Annotated in this window: 11 protein-coding genes; 4 read left to right on the top strand and 7 right to left on the bottom strand. The window is 69.7% G+C overall.

Features of this window, described 5'->3' with window-relative positions:
* Window positions 1–96: 96 nt before the first annotated feature.
* A complete protein-coding gene (locus tag PKE78_RS13000; protein ID WP_271201331.1) occupies window positions 97–327 on the bottom strand; it encodes a hypothetical protein in 231 nt (76 codons plus the stop codon).
* Window positions 328–594: 267 nt separating this feature from the next.
* On the opposite strand from PKE78_RS13000, the gene phaC reads away from it, so the two are divergent.
* Window positions 595–2,667, top strand: coding sequence for a class I poly(R)-hydroxyalkanoic acid synthase (gene phaC, locus PKE78_RS12995; RefSeq protein ID WP_271201330.1), 2,073 nt, complete (start codon window positions 595–597; stop codon window positions 2,665–2,667).
* A gap of 75 nt (window positions 2,668–2,742) precedes the next feature.
* Here phaC and PKE78_RS12990 read toward each other — a convergent pair whose 3' ends face one another.
* Window positions 2,743–2,913 carry a DUF1127 domain-containing protein gene (locus PKE78_RS12990; protein WP_271201329.1) on the bottom strand — a complete coding sequence of 57 codons (171 nt, stop codon included), beginning with the start codon at window positions 2,911–2,913 and terminating at the stop codon, window positions 2,743–2,745.
* A gap of 325 nt (window positions 2,914–3,238) precedes the next feature.
* Complete coding sequence (gene uvrA, locus PKE78_RS12985) at window positions 3,239–6,304, bottom strand: excinuclease ABC subunit UvrA (RefSeq protein ID WP_428981272.1); 3,066 nt, start codon at window positions 6,302–6,304, stop codon at window positions 3,239–3,241.
* A gap of 243 nt (window positions 6,305–6,547) precedes the next feature.
* On the opposite strand from uvrA, the gene PKE78_RS12980 reads away from it, so the two are divergent.
* Window positions 6,548–7,051: a single-stranded DNA-binding protein gene (locus PKE78_RS12980; RefSeq protein ID WP_271201328.1), complete on the top strand. Its 504-nt coding sequence runs from the start codon at window positions 6,548–6,550 to the stop codon at window positions 7,049–7,051.
* A 120-nt stretch (window positions 7,052–7,171) separates the two neighbouring features.
* A complete protein-coding gene (locus PKE78_RS12975; protein WP_271201327.1) occupies window positions 7,172–7,609 on the top strand; it encodes a YqaA family protein in 438 nt (145 codons plus the stop codon).
* A gap of 46 nt (window positions 7,610–7,655) precedes the next feature.
* Here PKE78_RS12975 and PKE78_RS12970 read toward each other — a convergent pair whose 3' ends face one another.
* The 3 genes from PKE78_RS12970 to PKE78_RS12960 all read right to left on the bottom strand — a co-directional run bounded on the left by PKE78_RS12970 (window position 7,656) and on the right by PKE78_RS12960 (window position 12,674).
* Window positions 7,656–9,341, bottom strand: coding sequence for a methyl-accepting chemotaxis protein (locus tag PKE78_RS12970; RefSeq protein WP_271201326.1), 1,686 nt, complete (start codon window positions 9,339–9,341; stop codon window positions 7,656–7,658).
* Between the two features lie 151 nt (window positions 9,342–9,492).
* Window positions 9,493–10,356, bottom strand: coding sequence for an SMP-30/gluconolactonase/LRE family protein (locus tag PKE78_RS12965; protein ID WP_271201325.1), 864 nt, complete (start codon window positions 10,354–10,356; stop codon window positions 9,493–9,495).
* A gap of 116 nt (window positions 10,357–10,472) precedes the next feature.
* Window positions 10,473–12,674 carry a GumC family protein gene (locus PKE78_RS12960; protein ID WP_271201324.1) on the bottom strand — a complete coding sequence of 734 codons (2,202 nt, stop codon included), beginning with the start codon at window positions 12,672–12,674 and terminating at the stop codon, window positions 10,473–10,475.
* 169 nt (window positions 12,675–12,843) lie between these two features.
* Here PKE78_RS12960 and PKE78_RS12955 point away from each other — a divergent pair, with 169 nt between their 5' ends.
* Window positions 12,844–13,401: a polysaccharide biosynthesis/export family protein gene (locus PKE78_RS12955; protein ID WP_428981271.1), complete on the top strand. Its 558-nt coding sequence runs from the start codon at window positions 12,844–12,846 to the stop codon at window positions 13,399–13,401.
* Window positions 13,402–13,450: 49 nt separating this feature from the next.
* Here PKE78_RS12955 and mfd read toward each other — a convergent pair whose 3' ends face one another.
* Window positions 13,451–16,963, bottom strand: coding sequence for a transcription-repair coupling factor (gene mfd / locus PKE78_RS12950; RefSeq protein ID WP_271201322.1), 3,513 nt, complete (start codon window positions 16,961–16,963; stop codon window positions 13,451–13,453).
* Between the last annotated feature and the right edge of the window lie 150 nt (window positions 16,964–17,113).

The raw sequence follows: 17,113 nt of genomic DNA, 5'->3' as shown, positions 1-17,113 counted from the left end.
TACCGTATGGCCGGATCGCGAGCAAACGCGGGCGAGGCCCCGCTCTCGGCAATTCGTCGGAGACCGCGCCTGCGGTGCGAACCTTCCTGAGGCCTGTCAGCGGCGCTTGCGCGCCAGCAGGTCCGCCTCGAGCTTTTTCTGCTCTTCGGGCGTCCGCAGCGTTCCGGGACGCTGGGGCGGCGTCACGTTGACGTTCGGATAGGCCAGATTGTCGGGAGCCGGCGGCAGCCCCCGCGTGCCGCGGTACTTCTCGAGATCGCAGCCCCCGAGCAGCAGGCCGCAGCCGGCGACAAGGACGACGGCGAAAGCGGGCCGTGAAACGCTCATGGGCTGGGTCTCGACACGGGAACGATCCCGGCCCGATTTCGGGGGCCGACCGCCCATGCCGCACGTGACGCGCGGCGCGGGTTGCGCCTATTGTCATGGGAAGCGGTTACGAAGCAACCCGTGGAGCGGCGCGCAAGACGCGCCGCAACCGCGGGATCCTTGGGAGGGTATGGGTCTATGGCTCGGAACGCGGTCGAGCGCTCGACGGCTCCCGCTGCGCCGGCGCGGCGCGCGAAGGCCTCGAAGCCCGGACGGCAACCGCAGACCATGAGGACGAGCAAGGCCGAGGCGCCGCCGCCCCCGGCCGAGCCCCGCGCGCCGGACGAGGCCGCGCCGAAGCCCGCCGCGGCGTCCGGAACCCGGCGGCCGGCCGCCGCAAAGCCGAAGACGCAAGGCGCCCGACCCGCGAAATCCGCCCCCGCGCGCGAAACCGCCCGGGATCCCGCGAAGGCCCCGAAGCCGAAACGGCGTGCTCCGAAGACCGCTCAGGCGGCGGAGCCGCGGCCGGCCCAGGCGCCACGGTCGTCGTCCTCCGCCGGCGGAGCGGAAGCGCCCGACGCGAACCCGTTCCTCACCGCCGACGTCGAGACGTTCGCGGCCAACATGGCGCGGCTCTACGAAGAGGGTGGGCGGGCGATGTCCGCCTACATGCGCCCGCGCGAGAGCGGCGAGCGCCCGTTCGCGGCGACCGACGAGATCGTCGACGTGGTGAAGACCATCGGCCAGGTCGCCGAGCGCTGGATGGCCGACCCGTCGCGCACCGTCGAGGCGCAGAAGGCCTTCACCACCGGCTTCCTCGACCTGTGGACCGGAACGCTGCGGCGCTTCTCCGGCGAACAGGCGCCGCCCACCGCGGCGCCCGACCCCAAGGACGCGCGCTTCAGGGATCCGGAATGGTCGCAGAACCCTTTCTTCGACTTCCTGAAGCAGGCCTATCTCCACTCCGCCCGCTGGGCCGAACGCATGGTGGACGAGGCGCATGAGCTCGACCCCCACACACGCCAGAAGGCGGCCTTCTACGTGCGGCAGATCGCGAACGCGGTGTCGCCGTCGAACTTCGTGCCGACCAACCCGGAGCTGCTGCGCGAGACCTTCGCCCAGAAGGGCGAGAACCTTGTCCGCGGCATGCAGATGCTCGCCGAGGACATCGCGGCCGGAAACGGCGATCTGCGCATCCGGCAGACCGACAACGCCAATTTCGAGGTCGGCCGCAACCTCGCCACCACGCCGGGCAAAGTCATTTTCCGCAACGAGCTGATGGAGCTGATCCAATACGCGCCGACGACGGCGATGACGCGCACGCGGCCGGTGCTGATCGTGCCGCCGTGGATCAACAAGTTCTACATTCTCGACCTGACGCCCGAGAAGAGCTTCATCAAGTGGTGCGTCGACCAGGGACTGACGGTGTTCTGCGTGTCGTGGGTGAACCCCGACGCCCGCCACGCCGCCAAGAGCTTCGACGACTACATGCGCGACGGCGTGATGACCGCGGTCGACGTCGCGCGCGCGGCGACCGGCGCCGAGCAGGTCGACGCCGTCGGCTACTGCGTCGGCGGCACGCTGCTCGCGGTGACGCTGGCCTACATGGCGGCGCGTGACGACCAGCGCATCGCGAGCGCCACCTTTCTCACCACGCAGGTGGACTTCACCCACGCCGGCGACCTGAAGGTGTTCGTGGACGAGGCGCAGGTGGCCGCGGTGGAGGCGAAGATGGCGGCCTTCGGCTTCCTCGAAGGCTCCAGCATGGCGAACGCGTTCAACATGCTGCGCTCGAACGACCTGATCTGGCCCTACGTCGTCAACAACTACATGAAGGGCAAGGCGCCCTTCCCGTTCGACCTCTTGTACTGGAACTCCGACACCACCCGGATGCCGGCTGCGAACCACTCGTTCTACCTGCGCGGCTGTTACCTCAACAACGACCTGGCGCAGGGCCGCATGGAGATCGCGGGCGAGGTCCTTGACCTCGGCAAGGTGAAGGTTCCGGTCTATGAGCTCGCGACCCGGGAAGACCACATCGCCCCGGCCCGCTCGGCCTTCCTCGGCGCGACCATGTTCGGCGGCCCGGTGCGCTTCGTGCTCGCCGGCTCCGGCCACATCGCGGGCGTGGTGAACCCACCGGCCAAGATGAAGTACCAGCACTGGGTGGGCGAGGAGCCCGCGGGCGCGTTCGAGGACTGGTTCGCGAAGGCGGAGGAGCGTCCCGGCTCGTGGTGGCCGGACTGGCGCGCCTGGCTCGCCGCGTCCGACGCCACCGCCGTGCCGGCGCGCGTTCCGGGCGAAGGCCCCTACCCCGCGATCGACGACGCGCCGGGCGCCTATGTGAAGGTCCGGGTTTGACGCAAATCCGCGCATGAAAAAAGCCCCGGCTGCGGAAGCCGGGGCCTTTTTGTCGTCATCCCGCCGATCGGAAGATCAGGCGGCGACGGCCTCGCGGGCGGCGCGGCGCGCGACCCGCTCGATGTCGCCGCGGCCGAGATTGACGTCGGCCAGGGTGCGGTCGTCGAGGCTCGTCAGCTCGACGAAGGTCTCGCGGTACACGCGCCACATCCGGTAGCGCTTCAGAAGGAAAGCCCAGAACAGCATTGTCGTAGTCCCAAATCCTGCGGCGGCGGTCGGAGCGCGCCCGCGGCGCGGCCGCCGGTCGCTCAGCGTTCCGGCCGCCGCAGCGGTCGATGGCCGGTGGCCGCCTGCGTTTCGTGGGCTGGATATACGTGATGTTCCGCAGTCGACAAATGCTCGCCCACGCGTTGCTGGGATGCGCGCGCGTCATGACGGCTTAATGAAACCTTCCGACCGATCCGATTACTGCCGCGAACCGCGACACGCCTATTTCATGGTCAGTCGAATTTCGGCCACGACTTGACCATGCACGCCTGCTAGGCGCCATCGCGATGCTCGCGCGGTCCACTTACTCCGCCGCGTCGGCGCGCTTCAGCGGACGCCGCTCCAGCACCTCCGCGAGGAAGCGCCCGGTGTGGCTGGCGCGCTTGCCGGCGATCTGCTCCGGCGTTCCGGCCGCGACCACCGCACCGCCGCCGTCGCCGCCTTCCGGACCCATGTCGATGATCCAGTCCGCGGTCTTGATGACCTCGAGATTGTGCTCGATCACGGCGACCGTGTTGCCCTGGTCGACGAGTTCGTGCAGCACGTCGAGCAGCTTGGCCACGTCGTGGAAGTGCAAGCCCGTGGTCGGTTCGTCGAGAATGTAGAGCGTGCGGCCCGTAGCGCGCCGCGACAGCTCCTTGGACAGCTTCACCCGCTGCGCCTCGCCGCCGGACAGCGTGGTCGCGGGCTGGCCGACCTTGACGTAGCCGAGGCCGACGCGCGCGAGCGTGTCCATCTTCTCGCGGATCGACGGCACCGCCTTGAAGAAGGCCGCAGCCTCGTCGACCGTCATGTCGAGCACGTCGGCGATCGACTTGCCGCGGTAGAGCACCTCGAGCGTCTCGCGGTCGTAGCGCTTGCCCTTGCACACGTCGCAGGTGACGTAGACGTCCGGTAGGAAGTGCATCTCGATCTTGATGACGCCGTCGCCTTGGCAGGCCTCGCAGCGGCCGCCTTTCACGTTGAACGAGAAACGGCCCGGCATGTAGCCGCGCGCCTTCGCCTCCGGCAGGCCGGCGAACCAGTCGCGGATCGGCGTGAAGGCGCCGATGTAGGTCGCGGGATTGGAGCGCGGCGTCCGGCCGATCGGCGACTGATCGATGTCGATGACCTTGTCGAGCGCCTCGAAGCCCTCGATGCGCTCATGCGCGCCGGGATTCTCGTTGGCGCCGTTCAGCTTGCGCGCCGCCGCCCGGAACACGGTGTCGATCAGCAGCGTGGACTTGCCGCCCCCGGAGACGCCGGTGACGCAGGTGAAGGTTCCGAGCGGGATCTCGGCCGTCACCTCCTTGAGGTTGTTGGCCCTGGCGCCGACGACTTTTAGCACCCGCTTCTTGTCGAACGGCCGGCGGCGCGACGGCGTGCGCACCATCATCTCGCCGGTGAGGTACTGGCCCGTGAGGCTCGCCGGGTTCGCCATCACCTCGGCCGGCGTGCCCCGGGCCACGATCTCGCCGCCATGGACGCCGGCGCCCGGCCCGACGTCGACCACGTAGTCCGCGAGCCGGATGGCGTCCTCGTCGTGCTCCACAACGATGACGGTGTTGCCGAGGTCGCGCAGGCGCTCCAGCGTCCCGAGCAGACGCTCGTTGTCGCGCTGGTGCAGGCCGATCGACGGCTCGTCGAGCACGTAGAGCACGCCGGTGAGGCCTGAGCCGATCTGGCTCGCCAGCCGGATGCGCTGGCTTTCGCCGCCGGAGAGCGATCCGGAGTTGCGCGCAAGCGTCAGGTAGTCGAGCCCCACGTCGACGAGGAAGCGCAGCCGGTCCCGGATCTCCTTCAGAATGCGGTAGGCGATCTCGTTCTGCTTGTCGGTCAGGTGGTTCGGCAGGTCCTCGAACCAGGCGTGCGCCGCCTTGACCGACAGGGCGGAGGCGCGGCCGATGTGGCGGTCGGCGACCCGAACCGCGAGCGCCTCCGGCTTCAGGCGATAGCCCTCGCAGACGAGGCACGGCACGTCCGACATGTAGCGGCCGATCTCCTCGCGGGACCAGTCGCTCTCGGTCTCCTTCCAGCGCCGCTCCAGATTGCGCACGACGCCTTCGAAAGTCTTGTTGGTCTCGTAGGAGCGCAAGCCGTCGTCGTAGACGAAGCGCACCTTCTCGTCGCCGGAGCCGTAGAGGATGACGTTGCGCGCCTTCTCGGCCAAGTCCGCCCAGGGCTTGGTCAGCGAGAAGCCGTAATGCTTCGCGAGCGCGTCGAGCGTCTGGATGTAATAGGGCGAGGTCGAGCGCGCCCAGGGCGCGATCGCGCCCTTGCGCAGCGTCAGCCCGCCGTCGGGAACCACGAGGTTGGGGTCGACGCTCATCTCGGTGCCGAGGCCGTCGCAGGCCGGGCAGGCGCCGAAGGGATTGTTGAAGGAGAACAGCCGGGGCTCGATCTCGGCGATGGTGAAGCCCGAGACCGGACAGGCGAATTTCTCCGAGAAGGTCAGCCGCTTCGGCTGGCCGTTCTCGTCGGTCTCGCCGGCGAATTCGGCGATCGCGATGCCGTCGGCGAGTCCGAGCGCCTGCTCGAGGCTGTCCGCCAGCCGGCTCGCGATGTCTCCGCGAATGACGACGCGGTCCACGACCACGTCGATGTCGTGCTTCAGCTTCTTGTCGAGCGCGGGCGCGTCCGCGATCTCGTAGAAGGTCCCGTCGATCTTGAGGCGCTGGAACCCCTTCTTCTGGAACTCGGCGATCTCCTTGCGGTACTCGCCCTTGCGGCCGCGGATCGCCGGGGCGAGCAGGTAGAGCCGCGAACCCTCGGGCAGCGCCATCAGCCGGTCCACCATCTGGCTGACCGTCTGGCTCTCGATCGGCAGGCCGGTCGCCGGGGAATACGGGATGCCGACGCGCGCCCACAGCAGGCGCATGTAGTCGTAGATCTCGGTGACGGTGCCCACCGTCGAGCGCGGGTTTTTCGAGGTGGTCTTCTGCTCGATCGAGATCGCCGGCGACAGGCCGTCGATCTGGTCGACGTCCGGCTTCTGCATCATCTCGAGGAACTGGCGCGCGTAGGCCGAGAGGCTCTCGACATAGCGCCTCTGGCCTTCGGCGTAGATGGTGTCGAAGGCGAGCGACGATTTTCCGCTGCCCGACAGCCCCGTGAACACCACCAGCCGGTCGCGCGGGATGTCGAGGTCGACGTTCTTGAGGTTGTGCTCGCGCGCGCCGCGGATAGAGATCATGCGCTGGTCGCGCCGCTCCAGCCGCCGCTCGGCGGCCGCGTCGAAGGCGGCCTCCAGCGCCGCGGCCTTCGGGGCCTTGGCCGCAGGGACTTTTGCCATCGCCGTCTTGGGCGTCGCGGGCGCATCGTCCGGCCTGGAGGAGGCCGCAGCCCGCTTCGGCGCGCGGGCCTTTTCGGCCTGCGAGGAGGTCTTCGTCATAGGCACTCGTCGTCCCGTGGCGGCCCGCGCCACCATCCGCTCGTCACGTCGTCCCGCACGCCGTTCGGGTCAAGCCGGGCGCTTGTCGCGCTCCCATCGGCATGTTAAGGAACATAAATAGAACAAAGATCGCTGTCCAGTCCGACAGTGCCCGTCCCGCGGCTTGTGGACAAGCCCGAGCCCGAGGGCGACGCAAGGCGGCATGGCGACTAGGGTGCGCGATCAAGCTTTCAGGAGATCGTCATGGCGGGCAGCGTCAACAAGGTCATTCTGGTCGGAAATCTCGGCCGCGATCCGGAAGTGCGCCGCCTGAACTCGGGCGAGCCGGTGGTGAACCTGCGCATCGCGACCTCCGAGAACTGGCGCGACAAACAGTCCGGGGAGCGGCGCGAGAAGACCGAGTGGCACTCGGTCGTGATCTTCAACGAGAACCTCGCCAAGGTCGCGGAGAACTATCTCCGCAAGGGCTCCAAGGTCTATGTGGAAGGCCAGCTCCAGACCCGCAAGTGGACCGATCAGTCCGGCGCCGAGAAATACACGACCGAGATCGTGATCCAGCGCTTCCGCGGCGAGCTCGCGTTGCTCGACGGCCGCGGCGGCGGCGGCGGATCGGACGACAGCTACGAGGCCTCCTCCAACGACAGCTTCGGCCGGTCGAGCCCGATGGAGCAGCGCCGCGCTCCCGCTCCAGCCGCCGGCGGCGGCGGCCGCATGAGCGACGTGATGGACGACGACATCCCGTTCTGACGCCGAACCGATCGGGCGCGCTCTCCTCCCCACGCAATCGATGACGCGCGACGCGGCCCGGAGGCTGCGCCGTCGCCCGTCGCGTCCTCCGGACGCTTCCGGAGTTGCGGATGCGCGCGGATGAGCGGCGTCGCGACCTATGGCGGGCTGTTCGTCGCCGCGTTTCTCGCCGCGACGCTGCTGCCGGCGCAGTCGGAAGCGGTGCTCGTCGGTCTGATCGCGCTCGGCGAACGGTCGCCTTGGGCCCTGGTGGCGACGGCGAGCCTCGGCAACACGTTAGGCTCGCTGGTGAACTGGGCGATCGGCCGGCAGGTGGAGCGCTTCCGCGGCAGGCGCTGGTTTCCGGCGTCCGATCGCGCGCTCGAACGAGCCAAGCGCTGGTACGGGCGCTATGGCCGCTGGTCGCTGCTGTTGAGCTGGGTCCCGATCATCGGCGATCCGCTGACCCTTGTGGCCGGCGTCCTGCGCGAGCCGCTCTGGAGCTTTCTACTGCTGGTGGCGCTGGCCAAGACGGCGCGCTACGCGGCGCTTGCGGCAGGGACGCTCGCCCTCGGATAGGCCGTCCTCGCCGGAGGCGAAGTCCGGCGTTGCCCGCCGGGCCGCCTCAGGCGGCCCGGACCGTGGCGAGGAAGCGCTCGACCTCGACGCGGAGTTCGGCGGAGCGCTCCGACAGGTTCGAGGCCGAGGACAGCACCTCGCCGGCCGCGATCCCGGCGCCCTGCGCGGCGCTCGCCACGGCGCCCATGTTCTCGGTCACCTCGGTCGTGCCGACGGCGGCCTGCGAGACGTTGCGGGCGATCTCCTGCGTCGCCGCGCCCTGCTCCTCGACGGCGGCCGCGATCGCGCTCGACGCCGACGAGATCTCCTCGATCCGGCTGGTGATGCCGCTGATCGCGGCCACCGCGTCGGTGGTGGAGAGCTGGATCTGGGCGATCTGCGACGAGATCTGCTCGGTCGCCTGCGCCGTCTGGCTGGCGAGGCTCTTGACCTCGGAGGCCACCACCGCGAAGCCGCGGCCGGCCTCGCCCGCCCGTGCGGCCTCGATGGTGGCGTTGAGCGCGAGCAGGTTGGTCTGGCTCGCGATCGCCTGGATCATCGCGACGACGTCGCCGATCGTGTTCGCCGCGACGCTGAGGTCGCGCACCAGCACGGCGGTCGCGCCGGCGTCGGCGACGGCGGTCCGAGCGAGCTCCGCCGACCCCTGGACCTGACGCGCGATCTCCTGGACGGAGGCGCCGAGCTCCTCCGCCGCCGCGGCGACCATCTGCACGTTGGACGCCGCCTGGTCGGCGGCCGCAGCAACGGTGGTGGAGCGGCGGGCGGTGTCGCTCGCGGCCTGATCCATGCCCGAGGCCGTGCCCTGAAGCTGGGTGGAGGCGGCCGCCACGGCGCCGACCACGCCGCTCACCGCCGCTTCGAACCGATCGGCCATGTCGCGCATCGTGGCCTTGCGCTGCGCCTCGGCGCCGGCGCGGGCGAACGCGGTCTCCTCCTCCAGCGCTCGGGCGCGGATCATGCCGTCCTTGAACACGTCGACCGCCCGCGCCATCCCGCCGACCTCGTCGCCTCGGTCGCGGCCGACGACCTCCACCGAGAGATCGCCGTCGGCGAGGCGCTTCATGTCGTCGGTCATGCGCCGCAGCGGACGCGCGACGTTGACCGTGAGCAGCGCCGCGGCGCCGATGGCGAAGGCGATGGCGAGCGCGACGAAGATCACGGTCGCGACCGTCGCTTCGGCGTAGGCCTTCTGGGCCGCCGCGCCGCTCTGCTGAGCGGCGGCGTCGTTAAGGTCGATCAGCTTCTGCAGTTCGGACAGCGCGGCGTTGCTCGCGGTCGACATGGTGGTGTTGTACAGCCGCTGCGCGCCGGCGATGTCGCCGGCCGCGGCGAGCGCGTTCATCTCGCTTTGGAGCCGCCCGTAGGCCGCCCGGCGCTCCACGAAGGCGACGTAGGCCTCCTTTTCGGCCGGCGTCGTGGTCTGCCCCACGTACTGCGCCTGGAGCTGAGCGAGTTCGCCCTCCCGCTTGGCCAGCGTGGCCGCAACCTCCTCCCGGAGCGCGGGGGTGTCGGCGGAGATCAGCCGACCGCCGTTGATCCGCAGCCGCAGCGTCGCGACCTGCATTTTGCCGAGAATCTGCGTGGTCGGCAGCCGGCTCGCGCGGAGGTCCTCGGCGGCGCCGTTGACCTGGCCAAGCTCATAGAGCGCGAACCCGCCGAGGGCCGCGACAAGGACGACGAGGCCGCCGAACGCGAGGTTCAGCTTACGCCGGATGGTGGCGGTCTTCAGCATTGGGGAGCTCGTCGCAGGGCGGTTAACGGACTCCCATCACACTCGCCCAGGCGGACTAATTTCGTATTAATCGAAAGTCGAAGACGAAGCAGCGTCGAGGCCGAGCGCAGCGTGGATCGTTCGACCTCGCCTCGGGCGGCGGCTCGTGCGCTCAGTGGATCCGGTAAGCGACCAGCTTCCTGTCGCGCGACAACGGAATGAAGGCGGTCTTCGAGGCCGCGTCATAGGCGAGATCGGCCGTGCCGGGGCCGAAGCCGTCGATCAGGATCCGGAACGAGCCGTCGGACTTGATCTCGTAGAGCGGCCCCCGGACGTAGTCGGTCGCGAGATAGACGCCCTCGGCCGTCCGTACGAGGCCGTCGAGGAACCCGACCGGCGAGCCTTCGCCGAGGTCGCTCGGCGTCTTCGTCGCGAACGGAACCGCGATCAGGTTGGCCGGCGTCCCGGCGTCGCCGTCCTTCGGCGTCTTGCCGATCCCGGCGACCAGCAGCCGGTCGTCCTCCACCAGCATGCCGTTCGGGCCCTTGAGCGCCTCGCCCTCGACCCAGGGGGCGAAGACGCCGCCCTCGAGCTTCCAGATCGTGTTGGTCCCTGTGTCCGACACGAACACACGCCCGTCCGAGGCGGCGGCGACGTCGTTGAGAAACACGGCGCCCTCGGCCGGGTACCTCTGCGCGACCTTGCCCGCGGCGACGTCGATCGCCACCAGTTCGTCGATGTCGGCCACATAGAGCGTGCCGCCGACCTTGCCCAAGCCCTTCGGCGCATTCAGGCCCGACACCCACTCCCGCGCGAGCATCCGCCCGTCGGGCGAGACCTTCGAGATGAAGCCGACGCCGTCCTTGTCCCGGAAGCCGCCGACCACGTTGCTGACGTAGAGCACGTCCCCGTCCGGAAGCACGGATTCCGGCTCCTGCAGGCCGCCGACCTCCCAGAGCTTCTCCGGCTCCGCGGCCCATGCCGGACAGACGAGCGCGATGGTCGCGGCGACGACGAACGACGCGGACAGACGCATGATCGGACTTCCTCCCACTTGCCTCCTCTCGCCGCGGATGCAGCGAACGGGGCGTGGGATATAGCGCCGTGCCGGCGCGCGTCGTGATGGTCTTCGGGATCGTGAGGCAGGCGGCGTCAGGCCGCGAGCCGCGAGCCGCCTTCGGGCGCGCCGTCGCCGTCGCGCACCAGCAGCACGACGACGTCCTCGATGCCGTGGGCCTTCAGCTTGTCATGGGCCTCGACGGTGGCGAGATCGCCGGCGCCGGCGTTCGAGACGAGGATCGCGGCGGAGGCCTGCTGCGAGAAGATGTCGGAGACCGCGGCGCCCGGCGCGGCCGTCAGCAGCACGAAGTCGTAGGTCAGCGCCAGCGCGTCGAGCACCACGCCGACGCGGGCCTGCGACGCCCGGTCGAGCTCGTCGAACGAGGCCTCGCCGCGCGGCACCACATGGACGCGGGAGCCGGGATCACGGTGGATCGCCTGCGCGAAGGTGGCGGAGCCCGCCAGCAGCTCGGCAAGGCCCGGACCGCGGTCCGCGTCGGAGGCGCGCGGCGCGCCGCCCCCGGCGTCCACCGCAACGACCCGGCGGCCGGATTCCGACATGGTGCGGGCGAGCTCCGTCACCACCTCGTCGACGCGCACGCCGGGATGGGCGCCGGCCGCCAGGATGCGCAGCGCGCCGTCCGTTGTCGGCATCGAGGCGAGCTGGCGCGCCAGCGCGGCCACCAGCGTGGCGTCGGCGACCTCGATCGCGTCGATCCGCTGCGCCGACAGCGCCGGCGTCGCGCGCTTCGTGGATGTCTCGGTGGGCGTCGGGTCGGACGACGGCTTCACTTCGGCCTGTGCGGACGGCTGGGGACCGTGCAGCCGGCCGAACACGGGAACCTCGCCGATCGCGGGCGGCGGAGGAGGGGCGGCGGTCACGCCGTCGCGCCGACGCGCCCCGCCGCCGAAGACTTCGGCGGTGGCCGCGGCGAACAGCGCCAGCACGAAGGCGGCGATGGCCGCGAGCGCGACCGTCGGCGCCTTCTTGGGGAAGTAGGCTTCCGTCGGCGCGGCGGCGCGCGAGATGATGCGAGCGTCCGCCATCAGCGCGTCGGGATTGTCGCGCGCGGCCGCCTCGCGGTAGCGGGCCAGCATCTGCTCGAGCAGGTCGCGGGCCGCGCGGGCCTCACGTTCGAGCGCGCGAAGCTCGACGTCGCGCTCGTTTGCGGTCGCCGCGTTCTGCTTCTGAGCGTCGAGCGCGGAGGACAGCGCGGCGACGCGGGCGCCGGCGGTCTTGGCCTCGTTCTCATAGGCGCGGGCGAGCTTCTCGGCTTCGTTGCGGATCTGGCCGTCGAGGCCTGAGAGTTGAGCGGCCAGTTCGCGCATGCGCGGATGCTGGCCGAGCAGGGTGCGGCCTTCGCTCGCGATCTGGGCCGCAAGCTGCGACCGCTGCTGGACCAGCGCGCGGACCACGTCGGAATTCGCGATGTCGAGCGCCTCCGCCGCGCGGCCGGCGCGCAGATAGTCCCGGATCGCGTCGGCCTTGGCGCGCGCCTCGGCCTGCTGCGTCCGCGCCGTGCCGAGCTGCGTGCTGCTTTCGCCGAGCTGCTGGGCCGCGAGCGTGGTGTTGTTCTGCCCGACGAGAAGGCCGGCCTGCGATCGGAACGCCTCGACCTTGCCCTCGGCTTCAGCGACGCGCTGGCGCAGCTGCTCGATCTCGCCGGAGAAATAGGTCGTCGCCTGCCGGTTGACGTCGCGCTTGGCTTCGCGCTGGACGTCGAAGAAGGCGTCGACGAAGCCGTTGGCGACCTTCGCGGCGGTGTCGGGATTGGTCGAGACGAACTCGACCCCGATCACGCGCGCGCCGGAGACCGGATAAGCGGAGAGGTTCGCGGCGACCTTGTCGACCACCTGCTCGCTGACCGGCTGGCTGTCGTCCGAGGCGGCGAAACCGAGGAAGCCCAACAGACGCCTAGCCAGCGAGCGGTCGCCGTTCGCGGCGAACTCCGAATCGCGGCCGAGATCGAGGTCGCGGGCGACCTTGCGGACGAGGTCGCGGGATTCGATGAACTGCACCTGGGTCGCGACCGCCTGCTCGTCCGGCAGAGGGGTCTCGCGCGCCGCGTTCGCTCCACCCGGCGCGAGCGAAGCGTTGTTCTCGATCAGGACAAGCGCGGACGAACGGAAGTAAGGCGAGGTCAGCTGCACGAAAGCGATCGCGAGCAGCGTCGCGACGATGGTCGGCCCGATGATCCAGAGCCGGCGCCGCCATATGCCGGCGCCGAGGACGCGCAGATCGATCTCCCCGGTTTCGGGAAGCTCCTCTCCGCGATGGCTGCCACGCTCCGACATGGTTGGACCCGATTCTTAATGCCGTTGACCGTTCGTCGGTTCAAAACATCACGAACATGGTTGCCGACGCGTTAATCATTCGACAGCGCCCCTGATCGCGAGACAACCGATTGTTAACCCTGTTCCGGTAACTAACCGTAAACCTTGGTGGCCGGCGATGGGGTTCGACATGCCGCGTGTTTGCTTGGCTTTTCTGGCGTTCGCCCTTGCTTTGGCAGGCTGCGCCGGGCCGCGGGCGGTTCCCCCGCCGCTCGCGGCGGCCTTCGACGAACCTTACGTTCTCGCCACCGGCGACCGGCTTCGCATCAACGTGTTCGGCCAGCCGAACCTCTCGAACAGCTACACCGTCGAAGCCGACGGCCGCATCGCCATGCCGCTGGTGGGCCGCTACGAAGTCGTGAACAAGACGCCGGACCAGGTGCGCACCGGCCTCGAGGCCAAGCTGAAGACCGGCTTCCTGCGCGATCCGAACGTGTCGGTCGAGATCGAAGGCTACCGGCCGTTCTACATCCTCGGCGAGGTCAACAACGCCGGACAATACCCTTACGTCGTGGGCATGACCGCGCAGAACGCGGTCGCGATCGCGAGCGGCTTCTCCCCCCGCGCCGTCAAGGATCGGGTCGAGCTCACCCGCCGCCACGGCGACAGGGTGTACAAGGCCGAGGTGCCGCTGACCTACCCGGTCCGGCCGGGCGACACCATCACCGTCAACGAGCGCTGGTTCTGAACGATCCTCGTTCCTCCCCTGCAACACAGAGGAGAAACGGCCGGGACGTTCACGCCGCCTTCTTGCCGGCCTCGGCGATCTTCACGAGATCGCGGAGCAGCTTCGCGGCGCCCTTCAGCCGCTTCTCGACCGTCGGCCATTCGCGCCTGAACACGATCTTCATGTCCGGCCGCACCTTGGCGTTCGGCCCCTCCTCGCGCGCGATATGCATGACGAGGCCGTCCGGATTGGCGAAGGAGTTGTCGCGGAACGACAGCACCACGCCCTTCGGGCCGGCGTCGATCTTCTCCACATTGGCGCGGCGGCAGAGCGCCTTGATCGCGGCGATCTCCAGCAGCTGCTTCACCTCGCTCGGCAGCGGCCCGAAGCGGTCGACCAGTTCGGCCGCGAACGAATCGAGGCCCTCGTCGGTGTCGATCTCGGCGAGGCGCCGGTAGAGCGACAGGCGAACCGCGAGATCGCCCACGAACTCTTCCGGGATCATCACCGGCGCGCCGAGGGTGATCTGCGGCGACCACTGGTCCGCGACGACGGCCGCCCCGCCCTCCTTCAGGCTTTCGACGGCATCCTCCAGCATCTGCTGATAGAGCTCGTAGCCGACCTCCCGGATGTGGCCGGACTGCTCTTCGCCCAAAAGATTGCCGGCTCCGCGGATGTCGAGGTCGTGGCTCGCGAGCTGGAAGCCGGCGCCGAGCCCTTCAAGCGACTGCAGCACCTTGAGCCGGCGTTCGGCGTTGACGGTCGGAGCCTTGTTGGCCGGCACGGTGAACAGCGCGTAGGCGCGGGTCTTGGCGCGACCCACGCGGCCGCGAAGCTGGTACAGCGCGGCGAGCCCGAACATGTCGGCGCGGTAGACCACCAGCGTGTTGGCGTTGGGGATGTCGAGACCCGATTCGACGATCGCGGTCGAGAGAAGGACGTCGTAGCGCCCCTCGTAGAAATCGGTCATCGCCTGCTCGAGGTCGCCGGCCGCCATCTGGCCGTTCGCGACCACGAACTTCACCTCAGGCACCTGGCTTTCAAGGAAGGCGCGGGCCTCGGCGATATCTTCGATGCGCGGGCAGACGAAGAACGACTGGCCGCCGCGATAGCGTTCGCGCAACAGGGCCTCGCGCACGATCAGCGGATCGAACGGCGCGACGAAGCTGCGCACCGCGAGCCGATCGACCGGCGGGGTCGCGATCATCGACAGCTCCCGCACGCCGGTGAGCGCGAGCTGGAGCGTGCGCGGAATCGGCGTCGCGGAGAGGGTCAACACATGCACCTCGGCGCGCAGCGTCTTCATCTTCTCCTTGTGGCCGACGCCGAAGTGCTGCTCCTCGTCGACGATCACGAGGCCGAGGTCCCTGAAGCCGATGGTCTTGCCCAAGAGCGCGTGGGTGCCGACCACGATGTCGACGTCGCCGGACGCGAGACCCTTCTTGGTCTCGTTGAGCTCCTTCTGCGAGACGAAGCGCGAGGCCTGGCGCACCTTCAGCGGCAGGCCTCGGAAGCGCTCGGCGAAGGTCTTGAAGTGCTGGCGCGCCAGCAGCGTGGTGGGGACGATGACCGCCACCTGCCGTCCGCTCATCGCGACGACGAAGGCGGCGCGCAGCGCAACCTCGGTCTTGCCGAAGCCGACGTCGCCGCAGATCAGCCGGTCCATCGGGCGGCCGGCGGCGAGATCGTCCAGCACAGCGTCGATCGCGGCCTGCTGGTCCTCGGTCTCGTCGTAGGGGAAGCGCGCGCAGAACTCGTCGTAGAGCCCTTCCGGCGGAACGGCGCGCGGCGCCTCCTTGGTCAGGCGGGCGGCGGCGATCTTGATCAGCTCGCCGGCCATCTCGCGGATGCGGTTCTTCATCCGCGCCTTGCGCGACTGCCAGCCCGCGCCGCCGAGCCGGTCGAGCACCGCCTCGGTCTCCTCCGAGCCATAGCGCGTCAGCAGCTCGATGTTCTCGACCGGCAGGAACAGCTTGGCCTTGTCGGCGTAATGCAGCTCGACGCAGTCGTGCGGCGCTCCCGCCGCCTCGATGGTCTTGAGGCCCACGAAGCGGCCGATGCCGTGATCCACGTGCACCACGAGATCGCCCGCCGACAGGCCGGCTGCCTCGGTGAGGTAATCCTGCGGGCGCCGCCGCTTCGCCTTGGCGCGGACCAGCCGGTCGCCGAGAATGTCCTGCTCGGCGACGACGGCCACGTCGTCGGTCTCGAAACCGTGCTCGATGCCGAGCACGCCGAAGGCCACCGCGTCCTTCGGCAGGCCGACGGCCTCGCGCCAGCTTCGGACCTCCCTGCCGCTCCCGAGCCCGTGGTCGCCGAGCACCGTCTTCAGCCGGTCGCGGGCGCCGTCGCTCCACGCCGCCACGACGACCCGCTTGCCGTCCTGCTTCAACTCGCGGATATGCGCGACGACGGCGTCGAAGACGTTGGCGCTCTCGTCCGCCCGCTCCGCGGCGAAGCTGCGGCCGGCGCGGGCGCCGGCGTCGAGCACGCGGCCGCCCTGCCCCGGCGGCAGCGCGAACGGCGTCAGCCGCACCGGCGCCGCCTGCTCCAGCCGCTCGCGCCATTCCTCTGGCTTGAGGTAGAGCGCTTCCGGCGGCAGCGGCTTGTAGGCGCCGCCGTCCCTGTCCTGGCGAAGCTGCGTGACCCGGGCGTCGTAATAGTCCGCGATCAGCGCCAGCCGCTCGCCGGCCGCGTCGTCCGCCAGCGGGTCGAGCACCACGCGCGCGTCCGCCACATGGTCGAACAGCGTGGAGAGCCGGTCGGCGAACAGCGGCAGCCAGTGCTCGAGACCCGGATAGCGGCGACCCTCGCTGATCGCGGCGTAGAGCTGGTCGTCGCGCGTCGGCGCGCCGAAGGTCGCGGCGTAGGCCTGCCGGAAACGGCGGATCGTGTCGCTGGTGAGCTGCACCTCCGACATCGGCACCAGATCGAGCGCGCGGAGCTGGCCGGTGGAGCGCTGGGTCTCGGGATCGAACGGCCGGATCGTCTCCAGCACGTCGCCGAAGAAGTCGAGCCGGATCGGCTCCGCGTGGCCGGCGGGGAACAGATCGACGATGCCGCCGCGGATGGCGTACTCGCCATAGTCGCGTACCGTCGACGAGCGCATGAAACCGTTGATCTCGAGCCAGTCCGCGAGCTTCTTCAGGTCGACGACGTTGCCGGGCGCCGCCGAAAAGCTCTGGCGCGCGACCGCTTCCGGCGTCGCGACGCGCTGGAGCGCGGCGTTGACGCTGGTCAGCACGATGCGCGGCTTGTCGCCGCCGCGGGTGCGGGCGAGGCGCGCCAGCGTCGTCGTCCGCTGCGCGATCACCGCGGCGTTGGGCGAAACCCGGTCGTAGGGCTGGCAGTCCCATGCCGGGAACGTCAGCCGCTCCACCTCCGGCGCGACGAAGTCGAGCGCCCGCTCCATGGCCGCCAGCCGCTGGCTGTCGCGCGCGACGAAGACGACGCCGGCGGCGTCATGCGCGCGCGCCGCCATCGCCCGCGCCAGGTCGGCGAGGATCAGCGCGTCGAACCCGTCCGGCACGTTGGTGACGGTGACGGGCGCGAGGGTCAGAAGGGCGTCAGGCTTGAGGGTCATCGTTCCGGCAACATAAGCGCGGCCTCGTCCCGGCCTTGAGCCGGGACCCATAACCGCGACGACTGGGAAGAGAAAGCGACCCAGGCGCGATTTGCTTGAAGAGCCTGCGTTTCTCGGTCCCGGCTCAAGGGCCGGGACAAAAATGCCGCG

It is taken from the genome of Methylopila turkensis (assembly GCF_027922325.1).
Lineage (GTDB): Bacteria > Pseudomonadota > Alphaproteobacteria > Rhizobiales > Methylopilaceae > Methylopila > Methylopila turkensis.
The sequence above is the reverse complement of the archived record's forward strand: the minus strand, read 5'-3'. Positions and strand labels throughout refer to the sequence as shown.

Excerpts from the sequence above, each read along its gene's own strand:
- PKE78_RS12980 (WP_271201328.1), top strand. The coding sequence starts at position 6,548 with ATGGCGGGCAGCGTCAACAAGGTCATTCTGGTCGGAAATCTCGGCCGC.
- PKE78_RS13000 (WP_271201331.1), bottom strand. The coding sequence starts at position 327 with ATGAGCGTTTCACGGCCCGCTTTCGCCGTCGTCCTTGTCGCCGGCTGC.
- phaC (WP_271201330.1), top strand. The coding sequence starts at position 595 with ATGAGGACGAGCAAGGCCGAGGCGCCGCCGCCCCCGGCCGAGCCCCGC.
- uvrA (WP_428981272.1), bottom strand. The coding sequence starts at position 6,304 with ATGACGAAGACCTCCTCGCAGGCCGAAAAGGCCCGCGCGCCGAAGCGG.
- PKE78_RS12990 (WP_271201329.1), bottom strand. The coding sequence starts at position 2,913 with ATGCTGTTCTGGGCTTTCCTTCTGAAGCGCTACCGGATGTGGCGCGTG.
- PKE78_RS12965 (WP_271201325.1), bottom strand. The coding sequence starts at position 10,356 with ATGCGTCTGTCCGCGTCGTTCGTCGTCGCCGCGACCATCGCGCTCGTC.
- PKE78_RS12975 (WP_271201327.1), top strand. The coding sequence starts at position 7,172 with ATGAGCGGCGTCGCGACCTATGGCGGGCTGTTCGTCGCCGCGTTTCTC.
- PKE78_RS12960 (WP_271201324.1), bottom strand. The coding sequence starts at position 12,674 with ATGTCGGAGCGTGGCAGCCATCGCGGAGAGGAGCTTCCCGAAACCGGG.
- PKE78_RS12970 (WP_271201326.1), bottom strand. The coding sequence starts at position 9,341 with ATGCTGAAGACCGCCACCATCCGGCGTAAGCTGAACCTCGCGTTCGGC.
- PKE78_RS12955 (WP_428981271.1), top strand. The coding sequence starts at position 12,844 with ATGCCGCGTGTTTGCTTGGCTTTTCTGGCGTTCGCCCTTGCTTTGGCA.
- mfd (WP_271201322.1), bottom strand. The coding sequence starts at position 16,963 with ATGACCCTCAAGCCTGACGCCCTTCTGACCCTCGCGCCCGTCACCGTC.